The organism is Actibacterium ureilyticum, assembly GCF_002285435.1.
Taxonomy (GTDB): domain Bacteria; phylum Pseudomonadota; class Alphaproteobacteria; order Rhodobacterales; family Rhodobacteraceae; genus Actibacterium_C; species Actibacterium_C ureilyticum.
The window spans coordinates 286,810-303,871 of record NZ_NSBT01000037.1; the positions used below are offsets into that span (position 1 = coordinate 286,810).

Sequence of the window (17,062 nt, forward strand, 5' to 3'; positions counted from 1 at the left end):
TCGGTATGTTATGGGATCGGCGGGCGCGGAAAAGCAAGACGCGGGGTCACTGCCCCATGATTTCTTTCAGCCGCGCCTGTTCTTCCTCGGACAGGGCCTGGGGCGTGGTCTGGGGCGCGTTGCGACGGCCCCGGATAAAGGCGATGCCGATCCCCAGCCCGATCACCAGAAACGCCGGCCCCGCCAGCCACAGCAAAAGGTTGGCGCCATCCGCACGCGGGTTCAGCAGTACATATTCCCCATAGCGGTCGACGATATAGTCGATGGCGGCATCGTCGCTGTCGCCCGCCACCAGCCGTTCGCGCAGCAAAAGCCGCAGGTCACGCGCCAGCTCGGCATTGGATTCGTCGATGCTTTCGTTGCGGCAGACCAGACAGCGCAGGCCCTTGGACAGCTCGCGCGCGCGGGCTTCCAGCGCGGGGTCGTCCAGCACCTCGTTCGGCTCGACCGCCAGCGCGGGCGGCGCCAGCAGAAGGGTCAGGATCAGCAACAATCGTTTCATGGTCTACTCCGCCGGGACCGCATCTGCCTTGGGCTGGCGCGCCGCCCCCGCGGCCATACGATAGCGCCGGTCCGACAGGCTGAGCAAGCCACCAAGCGCCATGATGATCGTGCCCGCCCAGATCCAGTTGGCAAAGGGCTTGATATAGGTCCGCACGGCCCAGCCGCCGTTTTCCTGCGGATCGCCGATGACAAGATAGATGTCGCGCAGAAAGCCGTTATCGATCCCGGCTTCGGTCGTGGGCATGCCCGCCACGGGATAGATCCGCTTTTCGGGGTGCAGCTGCGCCACTTGCCGATCACCGCGCCAGACGGTCATGGTGGCCATGGTCGACAGGTAATTCGGCCCGTTGACGCGATCGACCGCGTCCAGCTGGATGCCGTAGCCCGCGACCTCGAACCGTTCGCCGATATCGGCCACGCGAATATCCTCGACCTCCCACGCCAGCAGGCCCGCGATGCCGAAGATCGCGACGCCCAGCCCGGCATGGGCCACGGCCTTGCCCCAGTCGGCGCGCGGCAGGCGCATCAACCGGCCCAGGCGCGCCCCGATGGCACCCCGGCCCGACCGGATCCACAGATCCGTCGCCGCGCCCGCGACCAGCCAAGTGCCTAGGAACAGCCCCACCGGACCAAGCGCCGAGCGCCCGGTCTGCATCGCCCAGACCAGCGCCGCCAGCGACAGCGCCAGCGCGAACGGCACCCGCAGCTGTTTCAGCGCCCGGCCCAGCCGCGCGCGTTTCCACGGCAGGATCGCCCCCACCGGCAGGATCAGCGCCAGCACCACCATGAAGGGCGTGAAGGCCATGTTGAAAAAGGGCGGCCCCACCGACAATTTGCGACCCAGAGCCAATTCAGCAACAAGCGGCCAGATTGTCCCGAAAAAGACGACAATCGCCGCCACCGCCAGCAGGATGTTGTTGAACACCAGCGCGGATTCGCGGCTGACCATGCCAAAGACGCCCTTGGCCTGCATCACGCCCGCGCGGGCGGCAAAGAGCGTCAGCGCCCCCCCCATGAAGACCGCCAGAATCGCCAGGATAAACACCCCGCGTTCGGGATCGTTGGCAAAGGCATGCACCGATGTGATGACGCCCGAGCGCACGATAAACGTCCCGATCAGCGAAAAGCCGAAGGCCATGATCGCCAGCAGGATGGTCCAGCTTTTCAAGGATTCGCGTTTTTCCACCACGATGGCCGAGTGCAGCAGCGCGGCGGCGATCAGCCAGGGCATGAAGGACGCGTTTTCCACCGGATCCCAGAACCAGAAGCCGCCCCAGCCCAGCTCGTAATAGGCCCACCAGGACCCCAGCCCGATGCCTATGGACAAGAACAGCCAGGCCGCCAGCGTCCAGGGCCGCACCCAGCGGCCCCAGGCGGCGTCGACCCGCCCTTCGAGCAGCGCCGCGACGGCGAAGGAGAAACAGATCGAAAGCCCGACATAGCCCAGATACAGGAACGGCGGGTGAAAGGCCAAACCGGGATCCTGCAGCAGCGGGTTCAGGTCGCGCCCGTCAAAGGGCGGGATCTGCAACCGCTCGAACGGGTTCGAGGTGAACAGGATGAACGCCAGAAAGGCCACGGAAATCGACGCCTGCACCCCCAGGACCCGCGCCCGCAGGCTGGGCGGCAGGTTGCCCCCGAACCACGCGGCCATCGCACCGAAAAGCGCCAGGATCAGCACCCACAGTAGCATCGAGCCTTCGTGATTCCCCCACACGCCCGAGATTTTATACAGCATCGGCTTGGCGGTATGCGAATTGGCCACCACCAGCCCGACCGAGAAATCCGAGGTCACGAACGCATAGGTCAGCGCAACGAAACTGTAGCACAGCAACAGAAATTGCAGCGACGCGGCGGGTTCGGCCACCGACATCCAGCCCGGCCAGCCCTTGTGGGCGCCAATCAGGGGAATCACCGTCTGCGCGATGGCAACGGCGAAGGCGAGGATCAGGGCAAAGTGGCCAAGTTCGACTATCATGGCGCCGATATTAGGGCGATTGCAGGCCAAGGCCAATGGCCAAAGCCTGCGCCACGGCGCCACGGGGGGGCACATTCGCGCGCGGCTCAGGTGCCCAGCCCCAGCATGGTAAAGGCCGCGCCGGAACTCAGCACCGCCAGCGCCAGCCAATCGGCCTGGCGCCGGGTCAGCCGGCGCGCCCCGGCCAGTTCGAACTGGTGCAGCGACGTGGCCATGCCCAGCAGCGCCGCCAACGCCGCCAGATGGGCCAGAACGGCGGGGCTCATTTCGCGGCCCTCCAATCGTCCAGCGCGGGGTTGGGGCCGGACAAAAGCCGGTCCTGCGCGCCGGTTTCCAGCGCCTGAAGCGCGCGGATATTGCCCGTCACCTGCGGCGCGCGCGCCATGGTATCGGCGATGGATTGCTGAAACGCCTGGCCCTTGGCCTGATGCCGCGCGCCGAAATAGAAGCTGATGATCGCGCCCAGCAGCCACCAGAGCGGTTCGGGCACCAGCGCGATGCCCTGCATCCGGGCGGCAAACCAGATCGGATCGACCATCGCCGCGATGAACAGCCCCAGCGTTCCCAGCGCCAGCATCGGGCGCGGCAGCCGGTTCAGCCCGTCGATCATCCGGTCGAACAGCCCCGGCCGGGGGCCAGCGAATTCGGCCGCGAACTGGTCCAGCACCGCGCCGCGCAGCGCCGCATCGCGGTCGGCCCCGGCCTCGGCGTTTTCGCGAAAGACCTCGGCCGTTTCGCGCACCACGTTCCGCCCGGTGCCGAACAGCAGCGTGGCAAGCCCCCCGATCAGCCCCATGACGCCACCCGTGCCGCATGTTCCGCCGCGCTGAGGTGAAAGCGGGCCGAAATGAACTCCTCGGCCCGAGTGATCCAGCCGCCCTTGCCGCCATCGCGTTTGCGGGCGTATTTGCGGCTGGCCGGGCGGCGGTCCGCCAGGGCGTAATAGTAATTGCGCCGCGCAATGCCATAGGCATCGGCGATATGGTCGCGCGCCAGATCGGTCGCGGCCTGTGTCGCGGCGATGGTCTGCGGGCCGATCACCCCGTCGACCGTCACCCCCTGCCCCATATCGACCAGCAGCCGTTGCAGGATGCGCACCGCATTGGCGCCCGCATTCACATACATGTCGAACACGCTGGCCTGCAGCACCTGCGGCAGCGCGTCGATGCGCGGCTTGCGGAAATAGTGATCGATGAAGATCTCGACCGCCTGCGCCCGGCTCAGGCGGCGCACATCGGCGGTCGTCACCCGGCCATCCCCGGTCAGGTCCAGCCCCAGCCGTTTCATGGTGTGGATGGTAACACCGTATTTCGTCGCCCCGCCCGGATCGTCGGGGTCGTTTACAAAGCCACCCTCGCGGGTGACGATCTGTGTGGCAATGTCGTGTATATCTGGCATGGTTTTCCCCAGCCGCCCATCAGTGGGCGCAGGGGGAATTCCACGCAGATTTGGTTAAGAACGGGCTTAGCTACCGCTCGGTTCCTGATAGATGCCCTGCTCCTTCAGCGCGTCCACGACCTCTTTCGGCATATAGCTTTCGTCATGTTTGGCCAGGATTTCCGAGGCTTCGAACGTGCCGTTCACATAGCGCCCGGTGCCGATCATGCCCTGGTTTTCCTCGAACAGGTCGGGCAGCACGCCGGTAAAGGCCACGGGAATGCTGGCCCCGCCATCGGTCACGCGAAAGGTCACGGTTTCGCCCTGTCCGCGCAGCAGCGTGCCTTCCTCGACCAGACCGCCGATGCGAAACACCTCGTTCGGGGCGGGCGGTTCCTCGGCCACCTGGCTGGGCGAGCGGAAGAAGTTGATGCCGTCGCGCATAGCATAGCCGATCAGCGCGGTCGACACCGCCAGCGCGACAAAAGCCACGATGATGATCTGGATCCGACGTTGTTTCTTCAGGCCCCGCATGGCTGCCTCCTCCTGGGTCGCTTGGCGGACTTTAGCGCATTCCGGAACGCGGTGCCATCGGCCCGGCGCAAATGCCGCAGGGTCATGGATAGACCGGCGCCAGCATCAGCCCCGCGCCCTCGTCCAGCCCCAGCATCAGGTTGGCGTTCTGCACCGCCTGGCCGGACGAGCCCTTGGTCAGGTTGTCCAGCGCCGCCACCACGATGGCCCGCCCCGCGATCCGGTCGCCCGTGACGCCGACATGACAGAAATTCGAGCCGCGCACATGTTTCGACGCGGGCAGCTCGCCAAACGGCAGCACCTGCAGGAACGGCTCGGCCGCATAGGCGTTTTTCAGCGTTTCGTGAATGGTTTGTGCGTCGCCCCTGACATAGACCGTCGCCAGGATGCCGCGGTTTGCGGGCAGCAGATGCGGCGTGAACTGTACCTGCACGGGCCGCCCGGCATGGGCCGAAAACTCCTGGTCGAACTCGCCCAGATGCCGGTGCGTGCCGCCCGCGGCATAGGCATGATACCCCTCGCTCAGCTCCGCATGCAGCAGGTTTTCCCGCAACGCCCGGCCCGAACCCGACACGGCGGCCTTCAGGTCGATCACGATCTCGTCAAGGTCGATCACCCCCGCCCGCACCAGCGGCACCAGCGCATATTGCCCCGTGGCCGCGTTGCAGCCGGTTCCGGCGACGAAATGCGCGGCGCGGATGTCGTCGCGGTAGAACTCGGTCAGGCCATAGACGAATTCGCGCTGCAGATCGGGCGCGTCATGCGGCTTGCCATACCATTTTCCGTATGCCGCCGGATCGCGCAGCCGGAAATCGGCGGACAGATCGACCACCTTGGTGTTGCGCGGCAGATGCGGGATGACCTGTTGGCTGGTGACATGCGGCAGGGCGCAAAAGGTCAGGTCGATCCCCGAAAAATCCACCGCGTCGATCTTTTGCAGCACCGGCAGGTCCAGGTGCCGCAGATGCGGAAAGACCTGCGCCATAGCCTGACCGGCCTTGCGGTCGGCCGACAGGGCGGCGATTTCCATGCCGGGATGGGTGGCGATCAGGCGGACAAGCTCGGCCCCGGTATAGCCCGACGCCCCCAGAATCGCGATGCGATGTGCCATACGGCCCCCAATCCATGCTGCGGGCCCGGGATTGCCCGGGCCACGGTCACAAATATCGGGCCGATGCGATCAGCGCTTGCGGCGCGCGGCGAACAGGCCCGCTGCGGCAAGGACGCTGCCCAGAAGCAGCCCACCGGCCGGCAAGGGAACCGGCGACGGCGGGTTGGTGCCAGAGCTGACGCTAGCAGGCAGGCCGATGCCATACGAGATATCGCTGCCATAGGTGAAATAGAGACCCAGGTAAAGATCGCCGACAAAGCTGTCGGGCAGCGACAGGTCGACGCTGGCGGTTTCGGCGCCATAGCCCAGGTGGAACGTGCCCGCGGTCAGACCGTCCCAGGCATAATCGAACGGCGTCAGGCTATAAAGGATCGAGCCCCCCGCCGAATAGGAATAGCCGATGCCCGCAGGCGCGGCGAAATTGAAGCTGAGCGTCTGCGCGCCGGTGTCCAGCCCGCTGAAGGCGAACAGGTCGAACGCCCCGCTGGCGCCGGTGCCGGTCACGGTGCTGACGCCGCTGTCGATGACGGTGGGCGTCATGAAATTGCTGCTGAATTCGCCACCGGCGATATCGGCCTCGCTGACCGTTGCGGCCTGAACCGCCCCCGCCAGGGCCATGCCGGCAACCAGACCGGCGAACACCTTCCCAAAACCAAACATGCGTTCACTCTCCACACAGGAACCCTCTTGCCGCGTTATATGGCGATCAAACGGGGCGGAAACAGGGCCGCAATTGTGACGCGACGCCGCGTCACTTGCCTTAATTGGCCCTCAGGCGGCGTGAAAGTCGATCCGGCGCTTCAGGAATTGGGTGGCCTTGTTCGACACGGTCGACGGATCGCCCGTGGTCAGGTTCATCGACACCTTGCCCGGCCCCACCATTTCGGGGTGGCGGTCCAGGTAATCGGCCAGGCTGTCGGCGACCAGATCGGCCTGGGAATAGACCGTCACATCCGCCCCCAGCGCATCCTGAAAGATGTTTTGCATCAACGGGTAATGGGTGCAGCCCAGGATCGCGGCCTCGGGGTGCGGCATCCGGCGTTTCAGCGCCTCGACATGGGACCGGACCAGCGCCTCGGCCAGGATCTCGTCGCCCTGCTCGATCGCGTCGACGACCCCGCCGCAGGGCTGTGCCTCGACATCCACCCCGACCGCACGGAACGCCAGTTCGCGCTGGAACGCGCGGCTGGAGACCGTGGCGGGCGTGGCGAACAGCGCCACATGCTTGACCGCAACCTCGCGCGGGGGGGAATTGTCGCCCCAGTTGCGTTCGGTCAGCGCCTCGATCAGCGGGACGAAGACGCCCAGCACGCGCTTGTCCTCGGGCAGCCAGCTTTCCTGCATCCGCCGCAGCGCCGCCGCGCTGGCCGTGTTGCAGGCCAGGATCACCAGATCGCAGCCCGCCGCCCACAGCCGTTCGACCCCCGCCGTGGTCAGGTCGAAAATGTCATCGGCATCGCGCACGCCATAGGGCGTATGCGCGTTGTCACCGAAATAGACGAACGGAACATCGGGCAACCGCTTGGTCACCGCATCCCAGACGGTCAAGCCGCCCAGACCGGAATCGAATATGCCAACGGCCATTATGCTTTGTGCTTCTCTTCGAATTCGAAGCCGTAATCATACGACTTCATCGGGGTTGGGGACAGGTCATAAGTCGACCGGCGCAGGAAATCCATCATTGCTTTGGGGTTGCCCGCATGGGCGTCCAGCCGCTCCTGCGGGATCGGGTCGCCCACGACCACGCGGACGGGTTCGTCCACGCGGGCCTTGAATTCCTTGATCAGCAGCGCCAGCCGCAGGGTCGAATGCACATGGCTGACCAGCTGGAACAGCCGCGAATTGTGCCCGTCGAAATAAAGCGGCACCACGGTGGCTTGCGATTTCGCGACCATCCGCGCGGTGAAGCTGCGCCAGCCGGGGTCCATCGGCGGCGCGAACGGCGTCAGCGCGGTCGACACGGTGCCGCCGGGAAAGATCCCCACCGCCCCGCCCCGGCCCAGATAGTCCAGCGCCGTCTTGCGGGTTTCGATATTCACCCGCTGCGCCTCGCGCGTTTCATCGAAACTGATCGGCAGGATGATGCGGTCCAGTTCCTCGGCCTTGCGGAAAACCTGATGCGCCATGATGCGGAAATCGCCGCGCACGCAGCTCAGGATATGACCCATCATCAACCCGTCGAGGATGCCATAGGGGTGGTTCGCGATCAGGATCAGCGGCCCGTTGGCGGGGATGTTCGACAGGTTGCCGCCAACGATGTCCAGGCTCAGCCCATAGCGTTCGACCATCACCTGCCAGAAATCGCGGCCCGCGGCCACCTCGTCCTCATAGCCCGCCGCGCGGCGGATCAGCCGCAGCCGCCCGGTGGCGTTTTCCAGCACCCGGATCAGCGCGCGCCCGCCCTTGGTCTGTGCCGAATGCGCATAGCTGATCTCTCTGGTGGCGTGATGCGATCCCATCCGCTTTGCCCTTGCTGACCTTTCGGTTCTGCGGTGTCGCATAGCCTGTCCGCACCGCATTGCACAGAAAATATGACACGCCAATCACAGGAACGTAACACCCCGCCCCCTATTGCGCCGCCTGTTTCTGCGCCGGACCGGCGGTGTCGAACGCGGTCAGGATCTGCGCGCGCGTCTTCTCGGCCCGGGCGGCATTGGCGGCCTTGACCGGGCCGAAGCCGCGGATCTGCAACGGCAGCTCGGCCAAGGCAACGGCGGGGTCCAGCCGGTCGGGGGTCAGGTCGCGCAGGATGCGGGTCATGTCCCCCTCGTACTGCGTGATCAGGGCGCGTTCCATCCGCCGCTCTTCGGTGCGCCCGAACGGGTCGAACGGGGTGCCGCGCAGGAATTTGAGGCGCGCCAGCACGCCAAAGAGCCGCCGCGTGCCGGGGCCGAAGGCGCGTTTGGCGGGGCGGCCATTCGGGCCGGTCTTCGACAGAAGCGGCGGCGCCAGATGATAGCGCAGGGTGACATCGCCATCGAATTCGGCGCGCGCCTTGACCTCGGTCTCCAGGTGCAGGCGCGCGACCTCGTATTCATCCTTATACGCCAGCAGCTTGTGATAGCCCCTGGCCACCGCCTCTTTCAGGCGCGGGTCGTCGCACCGGTCGACCAGCTTGCGATACCGCTTGGCCACCCGCCCGGATTGATAGCGTTTCAGGTGATCGGCGCGGAACGCAACTTTCTGCTCCAGCGTCTTGGGAATATTGGTGATTTTCGGCGTGGCGATCCGCGCAGCCTCGTCCGCGTTCAGCACCGCCCAGCGGCCGATTTCAAAGGCTTGCGTGTTGCGGTTCGTGGCGGTGCCGTTCAGTTCGATGGCACGCAAAAGCGCCGCCTCGCTCAGCGGGATCAGCCCCATCTGCCACGCCGCGCCCAGCATCAGCATGTTGGAGAAAATCGTGTCGCCCAACACCGCCTTGGCCAGGTTCGAGGCATCGAAAAGCTGCAGCTTTTCCTGCAGACGCGCGTGCAGGGCCAATTCCAGCCGGTCGCCGGGGATGCGAAAGGCGGTGTTGCGGGTGAAGTCGCCGGTGATGATCTCGTGGTTGTTGACCACCGCCCCAGTGCGCCCCGTGGTCATCAGGCCCAGTGTCTTGGCCCCCGCCGTCACCACCAGATCGCCGCCGATCACCGCGTCGGCCTCGCCCGTCGCCACGCGGATCGCGCTGATGTCTTCGGGCTTCTCGGCGATCCGGCAGTGGATATGCACCGCGCCGCCCTTCTGGGCCAAGCCCGCCATCTCCATCAGGCCCGCGCCCTTGCCGTCCAGATGGGCGGCCATGGCCAGCACAGCGCCCACGGTCACCACGCCCGTGCCGCCCACGCCGGTGATCACGACATTGTGCGTGCCGGTGATCGCGGGCAGCTTCGGCGCGGGCAAGGGGCCAGTGTCGATCTGCACCGTCGCCTCCTTGCGAATCTGGCCGCCCTGGACCGTCACGAAAGACGGGCAGAACCCGTTCAGGCAGCTGTAATCCTTGTTGCAGCTGGATTGATCAATCGCGCGCTTGCGGCCCAGTTCGGTTTCCAGCGGCACGATCGACACACAGTTCGACTGCACCCCGCAATCGCCGCAGCCCTCGCAGATATCGGTGTTGATAAAAACGCGGGTGTCAGGGTCGGGAAACGCCCCGCGCTTGCGCCGGCGGCGTTTTTCGGCCGCGCAGGTTTGCACATAAACAATGGCGCTGACACCGCTGATCTGACTGAATTTTTCCTGAACCTGGGGCAGTTCGGCGCGCTCATGCCGCGTGACCTCGGACGGGAACAGCGACAGGTCTGGCTTTTCCTTGTCGTCATAGACCAGCGCCACATGTTTCACGCCCATGGCCAGCAACTCGCGGCAGATCTGTTGCGGCGACAGGTCCCCCTCGTTCGGTTGGCCGCCGGTCATCGCCACGGCGTCGTTATAAAGGATCTTGTAGGTGATGTTGGTGCCCGCGGCCAAGGCGAAGCGGATCGCCAGTACACCCGAATGGTTATAGGTCCCGTCGCCCAGGTTCTGGAACACATGCGGGCGTGTCGAAAACGGCGCCTCGCCCACCCAATTCGCGCCTTCGCCACCCATCTGGGTGAAGCCCACGGTTTCGCGGTCCATCCACTGCACCATGTAGTGACAGCCGATCCCGGCATAGGCGCGCGAGCCGTCGGGCACGCGGGTGCTGGTATTATGCGGACAGCCCGAACAGAAATAGGGCAGCCGCGCCGCGATATCCGGTGCGTTATCGGCTTTCTGAGCGTAATCAATACGTTCCAGCCCGGCCTTCACAGCATCGGTGCCGCGGCCCTCCTCGATCAGGATCGCGCCCAGCTTCTGCGCGATCATCATCGGGTCCAGCGCCATCCGCGTCGGGAACAGCTCTTCGCCATTCTTGCGCCAGCCATAGACGCGGCGGCCCCGGCGGTCGTCAAAGATCGCCTCTTTGACCTGCACCTCGATCAGCTTGCGCTTCTCCTCGACCACCACGATCAGATCCAGACCCTCGGCCCAGTCGTGGAAGCTGGTCATGTCCAGCGGCCAGACCTGCCCGATCTTATAGGTGGTGAGGCCCAGCCGTTTGGCCTCGTCGGCATCGATGCCCAGCAATTGCAGCGCATGCACCAGATCCAGCCAGTTCTTGCCCGCCGCGACAAAGCCGATCTTGGCCCCTGCCTCGCCCCAGACCCGCTTGTCGATTTTGTTCGCGCGCGCAAAGGCTTCGGCGGCGAACCTTTTGTAATCGATCATCCGCGCCTCCTGCGCCACGGGCGTATCGGCCAGACGGATGTTCAATCCGCCCTCGGGCATCTGGAACGGCGGCGCGACAAAGCGCATCCGGTCGGGGCGGCCATCGACGACGGCCGTCGCCTCGACCGTGTCCTTCATCGTCTTCAGCCCGACCCAGACCCCGGCAAAGCGCGACAGGGCATAGCCGTAATGGCCGTAATCCAGAATCTCCTGCACGCCGGCGGGCGACAGGATCGGCATATAGGCATCGACCATCGCCCAGTCGGACTGGTGCAGCGTGGTCGAGCTTTCGCCCGTGTGGTCGTCGCCCATCGCCATCAGCACCCCGCCATGGGGTGAGGTCCCGGCCATGTTGGCGTGGCGCATCACGTCGCCCGACCGGTCCACCCCCGGCCCCTTGCCGTACCACAGGCCGAAAACGCCGTCATGGCGCCCCTCGCCCCGCAGTTCGGCCTGTTGCGTGCCCCAATGGGCGGTGGCGGCCAGATCCTCGTTCAGCCCGGGCTGGAACCGCACCTGCGCCGCGCTCAACAGGCTCTCAGTTCGCACCATCTGCTGGTCGACCGCCCCCAGCGGCGAACCGCGATAGCCGCAGACGAACCCGGCGGTGTTCAACCCCACCTGTCGGTCGCGCCAGGCCTGCGCCAGCATCAGCCGCACAAGCGCCTGTGTGCCATTCAGAAGAACCGGTGATTTCGACAGATCGAAACGGTCTGCGAGACTGACATCCTGCCTGCTCATTGTGCACCTCCCGTCGCGGAATAAGCATAGCATGATTTTAGGTCACGATTGCTGACCCACAAACAGAAAAATGCAGCGGAACGAATTGATTTTCCCCGCGACGCGCGGCTACTTAAGCGTTTCAAAATATGGCTTTGTAGGCTACGAGTATTTCACCATGGACTGGGACAAGCTCAGAATATTTCACGCGGTTGCCGATGCGGGCAGCCTGACACATGCGGGCGATACCCTGCATCTGTCGCAATCGGCCGTGTCGCGGCAGATACGGGCGCTTGAGGAATCACTTAACACCACCCTGTTCCACCGCCATGCGCGCGGACTGATTCTGACCGAACAGGGCGAATTGCTGTTCGATGCCACCCTGGCGATGAACAAGCGCTTGGACGCCGCCGCCGCCCGCATCCGCGACAGCAAAGAGGAGGTGTTCGGCGAGCTGCGCGTGACCACCACCATCGCCTTCGGCCTGCTGTGGCTGGTGCCGCGCCTGCCCAAGCTTTACGAGCAGTACCCGGACCTGAAAATCGACCTGATGCTGGAAGAGCGGGTGCTGGACCTGCCGATGCGCGAGGCCGACGTGGCCATCCGCATGAAGGAACCCAGCCAGGCCGACCTGATCCGCAAGCGGCTGATGTCGGTCACGATGGGGCTTTATGCGGCGCCCGAATACCTGGCCGAACACGGCACGCCCCAAACCTTGGACGATTTGCAGAACCACCGCCTGATCTGTCAGAACACCACCTCGGCCCAGGTCAGCGCGGGCGCGGCGCTGGTCGAACAGATCCTGGCCAACGACATCCCGTCGACCCTGATGGTGAACAATTACTTCGGCGTGTTGCAGGCGGTGCTGCACAAGCTGGGCGTCGGCGTGCTGCCCGATTACCTGCAGCTCGACTTCCCCGATATCGTGCGAATCCTGCCAGATATCGAAAGCTCGGATGTGCCGGTCTTCCTCGCCTATCCCGAAGAGCTGCGTCATTCGAAGCGGATTGCAGCGTTCCGGGACTTTGTCGTGGAAGAGTTGTTTGAGCAACGAAAACGCCAGAAAGATCAGCCGGATTCCTGAGCTTTGCCCATTCAAATGGCGCATTTTGAATGTGAGATATGCGCAACACACATAGCGGCCATGCTGCACGCGCGGCATTTTTTTCTTGAACCAACGCCACACGCACCATAAGTGGGCTTTGAAGGCAGCGGTTCAGACACCGTTGTTCTTTACCTCCCTGTTGGACTTGGCCGAGCTTTGCTCGGCCTTTTTTTTGGCCCTTTCCCCGTCTGCGGCCCTTCCCCCCGGCACGTCCATCGCATATGACCACCTTGGATTTTTGGGTCAGGGAAAGACGCGATGACGGAGCCGCAGATCACCGAGGATATCATCGAGGCACACGGGCTGAAGCCCGAGGAATACGCCGAAATTCTGCGGCTGCTGAATCGCGACCCCACCTTTACCGAGCTTGGCATCTTTTCGGCCATGTGGAACGAACACTGTTCCTATAAGTCGTCAAAGAAGTGGCTGCGCACCCTGCCCACCGACGGCCCTCAGGTGATCTGTGGCCCGGGCGAAAACGCGGGCATCGTCGATATCGGCGACGGTCAGGCGGTGGTCTTCAAGATGGAGAGCCACAACCACCCCAGCTATATCGAGCCCTATCAGGGCGCGGCGACCGGTGTGGGCGGCATCCTGCGCGACGTGTTCACCATGGGCGCGCGCCCGATTGCGGCGATGAACGCTCTGTCCTTCGGCGAGACCGCCCACCCCAAAACAAGGCAGCTTGTGCATGGCGTGGTCGAAGGCATCGGCGGCTATGGCAACTGTTTCGGCGTCCCCACCGTGGGGGGCGAGGTGCGGTTCCACCCCGCCTATAACGGCAACTGTCTTGTGAACGCCTTTGCCGCCGGGTTGGCCGATACCGACAAGATCTTTTACTCCGCCGCGTCGGGAGTCGGCATGCCGGTGGTTTACCTCGGCGCAAAAACCGGCCGCGACGGTGTGGGCGGGGCCACCATGGCCAGCGCCGAGTTCGATGACACGATCGAGGAAAAGCGCCCCACCGTGCAGGTGGGCGACCCCTTCACTGAAAAGCGCCTGATGGAGGCGACGCTGGAGCTGATGGCCACCGGCGCCGTGATCTCGATCCAGGACATGGGCGCGGCGGGCCTGACCTGTTCGGCCGTGGAAATGGGCGACAAGGGGGGCCTGGGCATCCGGCTGAACCTGGATGCGGTGCCCCAGCGCGAAACCCACATGACCGCCTATGAAATGATGCTGTCGGAATCCCAGGAACGGATGCTGATGGTGCTTAAGCCGGAAAAAGAGGCCGAGGCGCGCGCGGTCTTCGACAAATGGGACCTGGATTTCGCCATCGTGGGCGAAACCATCCCCGAGGACCGCTTTGTCATCATGCATCAGGGCGAATGCTGGGCCGACCTGCCGCTGTCGAAGCTGAGCTCGTCCGCGCCGGAATACGACCGCCCCTGGGTCCCGACCGCCGAGGCCCCGGCGATGGAGGACGTGCCGGGCATCGACCCCATCGACGGGCTCAAGGCGCTGCTGGCTGCGCCCAACTATGCCTCCAAGCACTGGGTCTATGAACAATATGACACGCAAGTCATGGCCGACACGATCCGCACGCCGGGTCTGGGCGCGGGCGTGGTGCGGGTGCATGGCACCGACAAGGCGCTGGCCTTCACCAGCGACGTGACGCCGCGCTATGTGCGTGCCAACCCTGTCGAGGGCGGCAAGCAGGCCGTCGCCGAAGCCTATCGCAACCTGACGGCCGTCGGCGCCCTGCCCCTGGCCACGACCGACAACCTGAATTTCGGCAACCCCGAAAAGCCCGAGATCATGGGCCAGTTCGTCGGCGCGATCCAGGGCATCGGCGCCGCCGTGGCCGCGCTGGACATGCCCATCGTGTCGGGCAACGTGTCGCTTTACAACGAAACCGATGGTCAGGCGATCCTGCCCACCCCCACCATCGGGGCCGTGGGGCTGATCGACCATCTGGACCACCTGATCGCGGGCACCGCGCGCGACGGGCATGTGGCGCTGGTCATCGGGGAAACCGCCGGGCATCTGGGCCAATCGGCCCTGCTGGCCGAGGTGTTCAACCGCGAAGACGGCGACGCGCCGCATGTCGATCTGGACGCCGAAAAGCGCAATGGCGATTTCATCCGCGCCAACCGCGACACGATCAAGGCCTGCACCGACCTGTCCGATGGCGGGCTGGCGATGGCCGCGTTCGAAATGGCCCAGGCCGCCGGTGTCGGCGTCACGCTGGATGCGGGCGACACGCCCACGCTCTTTGGCGAGGATCAGGCGCGCTATCTGGTGGCCTGCAACTTCGACCAGGCCGAGGCGCTGATGGTCGCCGCCGGTCAGGCCGGGGTGCCCATCGCCAGCGTCGGCCGGTTCGGCGGCGACACGGTGCGCATGGGCGAAACTGAGGCCCCGCTGGACGAGCTGACGGCAATCTATCGCAGCGGCTTCATCACCGCCGTGGACGGCCCCGCCTGAGCGCGCGCCACGCTTGAAGCGCCCAAGGCGGCGTATTACGTTGGGACAAAGACAAAGGACCATCGCCCATGCCCATGCAAGCCCATGAAATCGAGGCCCTGATCCGCGAAAGCTTCCCCGACGCCCAGATCACGGTGGCGGGCGACGATGGCGTGCACATGTCCGCCATGGTCGTCGACGAAAGCTTTCGCGGCATGAACCGGGTGCAGCAGCAACGCGCCGTCTATGCCGCGCTCAAAGGCAAGATGGACGGCGCGAATGGCGAGTTGCACGCGCTGGCCCTGACCACCAAGGCGCCGGAATAAGGAAATGGACGGGGTGTTTCTTACCCTTCTCCTTTTTTTGCCCGCAATTCTCGTCGCACTGCTCGCGCGAAGTCGTGCCAAGCACGAAAACAAGGGACAGCGCGGCACGGAACCGGGTCAGGGCGACCAACTTATTGACACCGGATATCATTCCGGCGGTTTCGGTGGCGGTCACGGAAGCGTCACGCGCGTCACTCGGGATCCGCATGAATACACCAGGGCGATGTCTCCAAAGGGCAAGAGATGAACTTTTGGGTCGTTCCTCTGGTCCTTGTCGGTTTGCTCGTCACCGGCGCCATCGCCTTAGAGGCGTGGCTGAAACGCGGGCGGCACCGGCCATTCTCCGGTCAGCAGCCGGACCGCAGCGACGCACAGAAAGCCTTGGGGCTTGAAGCCACCGACACCGACGGGTTCAACCGCGCCATGCGCAAGAACGCCGGTCTGGCCACGGTGACCGGCGCGCAAAAGGGCAGTTGGCTGCGCTTTCACGAGGCCAGCGACCCCGACCCGTTCGACGATGCGGGCTATGCCGAAACCTATCACCGGAAATTCGGCCCCAAGCGGGACGGAAATCGGGATTGAAAAACAGCCCACCGATATCAGATAAAGGACAAAAGCCGTGCGGGGGCGCAGTCGGCACGGGGATTGCTTCGACAACCCCATGAGAACACGCGCGGCCAGGGGCAACCGCCCGACGCCGCAACAGACCGAAACCGGCGGCCACCGCCAGCCAGAGGAAAAGACAGATGACCGACACAGCCACCCAGATCCAGGACATGATCGACGCCAATGACGTGGTGCTTTACATGAAGGGCACCAAGGAAATGCCGCAATGCGGGTTCTCCAGCCGCGTGGCGGGGGTTCTGAACTTCATGGGCGTGGATTTCACCGATATCAACGTGCTGGCCGATGACGCGATCCGCCAGGGCATCAAGGATTTCAGCGACTGGCCGACCGTCCCGCAGCTTTACGTCAAGGGCGAGTTCGTCGGCGGTTGCGACATCATCACCGAAATGACCCTGTCGGGCGAGCTGGACCAGCTGTTCGACGACAAGGGCGTCGGCTATTCCAAGGAAGCCGCCGACAAGATCCGCGAAGCCAACGCCTGAGCCGCCTTGCCGCGCACCGTGATACAGACGCCGCCCCTGTCCGACAGGGGCGGCTTTTTCATGGCACCTCGCGCCCTTTCGGCGCCAAGCGGGCCGGGCCGATGACGGCCCCCGGCCCCGGTTTCGACATCCGGCAATCGGTGCGGCGCCGCAATGCGACGCGTCTGGCGATCGTGCCGCTGATCGCCGGGGCGCAGATCTGGCTGGGCCTGTGGCTGATCCCGGCGGGCACGCGCCTGTCGCTTGAGCCTGCGGATATCGGCACCTGGACCGTCTGGTCGGTGGCCGGCGCGCTTCTGGTGCTGGCCGGTTTCTGGGCGCTGCTGGGGCTGTTGGTCTTTGCCATCCGCGCGCGATCCTCGGGCGGGGCATGGCATTTCCGCCTGACCGACACCGATCTGCTGTGGCAGGTCCCACGCCACGCCCATGGCCCCGAGGAGGGCTTTGCCGCCCGTCTGGACCAGATCGCGGCGCTGGAGCTTCGGATCATCCGCCGCGACGAAGCGCCCGACCGCCGCGAATACTGGATCCGCTTTCACGACCGCGCGCCGATCCGGCTGCGGGACCATTCGGGCGTCAGCCTGTCCTGGCTGGCCGACCGGATCCACCAGGCGGGCGTGCCCGTTCACGAAACGGTGCAAGACGGCTGAGCACGCGCCCGGA

General features: G+C 65.0%; 17 protein-coding genes. 6 read left to right on the top strand and 11 right to left on the bottom strand.

Features of this window, described 5'->3' with window-relative positions:
• Positions 1 to 46: 46 nt before the first annotated feature.
• From CLM60_RS14270 to CLM60_RS14320, 11 genes are all read right to left on the bottom strand, one after another.
• Positions 47 to 502 (bottom strand): cytochrome c-type biogenesis protein, encoded by a 456-nt coding sequence (locus CLM60_RS14270; RefSeq protein ID WP_095589803.1) that lies wholly within the window; start codon positions 500 to 502, stop codon positions 47 to 49.
• A gap of 3 nt (positions 503 to 505) precedes the next feature.
• The gene (locus tag CLM60_RS14275) at positions 506 to 2,482 is read right to left on the bottom strand and encodes a heme lyase CcmF/NrfE family subunit (RefSeq protein WP_095589804.1); all 1,977 of its coding nucleotides are present in this window, start codon (positions 2,480 to 2,482) and stop codon (positions 506 to 508) included.
• 86 nt (positions 2,483 to 2,568) lie between these two features.
• Positions 2,569 to 2,748 (bottom strand): hypothetical protein, encoded by a 180-nt coding sequence (locus CLM60_RS14280; protein WP_095589805.1) that lies wholly within the window; start codon positions 2,746 to 2,748, stop codon positions 2,569 to 2,571.
• Positions 2,745 to 3,278 carry a holin family protein gene (locus tag CLM60_RS14285; RefSeq protein WP_095589806.1) on the bottom strand — a complete coding sequence of 178 codons (534 nt, stop codon included), beginning with the start codon at positions 3,276 to 3,278 and terminating at the stop codon, positions 2,745 to 2,747. The genes CLM60_RS14280 and CLM60_RS14285 overlap by 4 nt, the downstream gene beginning before the upstream one ends.
• Positions 3,269 to 3,880, bottom strand: a complete 612-nt coding sequence (locus CLM60_RS14290; RefSeq protein WP_095589807.1) for a holin-associated N-acetylmuramidase — start codon at positions 3,878 to 3,880, stop codon at positions 3,269 to 3,271. Before CLM60_RS14290 ends, CLM60_RS14285 begins: the two co-directional genes overlap by 10 nt.
• 66 nt (positions 3,881 to 3,946) lie before the next feature.
• The gene (gene ccmE / locus CLM60_RS14295) at positions 3,947 to 4,393 is read right to left on the bottom strand and encodes a cytochrome c maturation protein CcmE (protein WP_095589808.1); all 447 of its coding nucleotides are present in this window, start codon (positions 4,391 to 4,393) and stop codon (positions 3,947 to 3,949) included.
• A gap of 82 nt (positions 4,394 to 4,475) precedes the next feature.
• On the bottom strand, positions 4,476 to 5,504 hold the full coding sequence (gene argC / locus CLM60_RS14300; protein ID WP_095589809.1) for an N-acetyl-gamma-glutamyl-phosphate reductase: 1,029 nt from the start codon (positions 5,502 to 5,504) through the stop codon (positions 4,476 to 4,478).
• A 69-nt stretch (positions 5,505 to 5,573) separates the two neighbouring features.
• On the bottom strand, positions 5,574 to 6,164 hold the full coding sequence (locus CLM60_RS14305) for a hypothetical protein (RefSeq protein ID WP_095589810.1): 591 nt from the start codon (positions 6,162 to 6,164) through the stop codon (positions 5,574 to 5,576).
• A 111-nt stretch (positions 6,165 to 6,275) separates the two neighbouring features.
• Positions 6,276 to 7,088, bottom strand: a complete 813-nt coding sequence (locus CLM60_RS14310) for a glutamate racemase (protein ID WP_095589811.1) — start codon at positions 7,086 to 7,088, stop codon at positions 6,276 to 6,278.
• Positions 7,088 to 7,963 carry a lysophospholipid acyltransferase family protein gene (locus CLM60_RS14315; RefSeq protein WP_095589812.1) on the bottom strand — a complete coding sequence of 292 codons (876 nt, stop codon included), beginning with the start codon at positions 7,961 to 7,963 and terminating at the stop codon, positions 7,088 to 7,090. The genes CLM60_RS14310 and CLM60_RS14315 overlap by 1 nt, the downstream gene beginning before the upstream one ends.
• Positions 7,964 to 8,072: 109 nt before the next feature.
• A complete protein-coding gene (locus CLM60_RS14320; protein WP_095589813.1) occupies positions 8,073 to 11,474 on the bottom strand; it encodes an indolepyruvate ferredoxin oxidoreductase family protein in 3,402 nt (1,133 codons plus the stop codon).
• A 157-nt stretch (positions 11,475 to 11,631) separates the two neighbouring features.
• On the opposite strand from CLM60_RS14320, the gene CLM60_RS14325 reads away from it, so the two are divergent.
• The 6 genes from CLM60_RS14325 to CLM60_RS14350 all read left to right on the top strand — a co-directional run bounded on the left by CLM60_RS14325 (position 11,632) and on the right by CLM60_RS14350 (position 17,049).
• On the top strand, positions 11,632 to 12,537 hold the full coding sequence (locus CLM60_RS14325) for a LysR family transcriptional regulator (RefSeq protein WP_095590712.1): 906 nt from the start codon (positions 11,632 to 11,634) through the stop codon (positions 12,535 to 12,537).
• A gap of 279 nt (positions 12,538 to 12,816) precedes the next feature.
• On the top strand, positions 12,817 to 14,985 hold the full coding sequence (purL, locus tag CLM60_RS14330; protein ID WP_095589814.1) for a phosphoribosylformylglycinamidine synthase subunit PurL: 2,169 nt from the start codon (positions 12,817 to 12,819) through the stop codon (positions 14,983 to 14,985).
• 68 nt (positions 14,986 to 15,053) lie between these two features.
• The gene (locus CLM60_RS14335; protein ID WP_095589815.1) at positions 15,054 to 15,290 is read left to right on the top strand and encodes a BolA family protein; all 237 of its coding nucleotides are present in this window, start codon (positions 15,054 to 15,056) and stop codon (positions 15,288 to 15,290) included.
• Between the two features lie 243 nt (positions 15,291 to 15,533).
• Positions 15,534 to 15,872 carry a hypothetical protein gene (locus tag CLM60_RS14340; protein WP_095589816.1) on the top strand — a complete coding sequence of 113 codons (339 nt, stop codon included), beginning with the start codon at positions 15,534 to 15,536 and terminating at the stop codon, positions 15,870 to 15,872.
• A gap of 164 nt (positions 15,873 to 16,036) precedes the next feature.
• A complete protein-coding gene (grxD, locus tag CLM60_RS14345; RefSeq protein WP_095589817.1) occupies positions 16,037 to 16,399 on the top strand; it encodes a Grx4 family monothiol glutaredoxin in 363 nt (120 codons plus the stop codon).
• 101 nt (positions 16,400 to 16,500) lie between these two features.
• Complete coding sequence (locus CLM60_RS14350) at positions 16,501 to 17,049, top strand: hypothetical protein (protein WP_095589818.1); 549 nt, start codon at positions 16,501 to 16,503, stop codon at positions 17,047 to 17,049.
• The last annotated feature ends 13 nt before the right edge of the window (positions 17,050 to 17,062 follow it).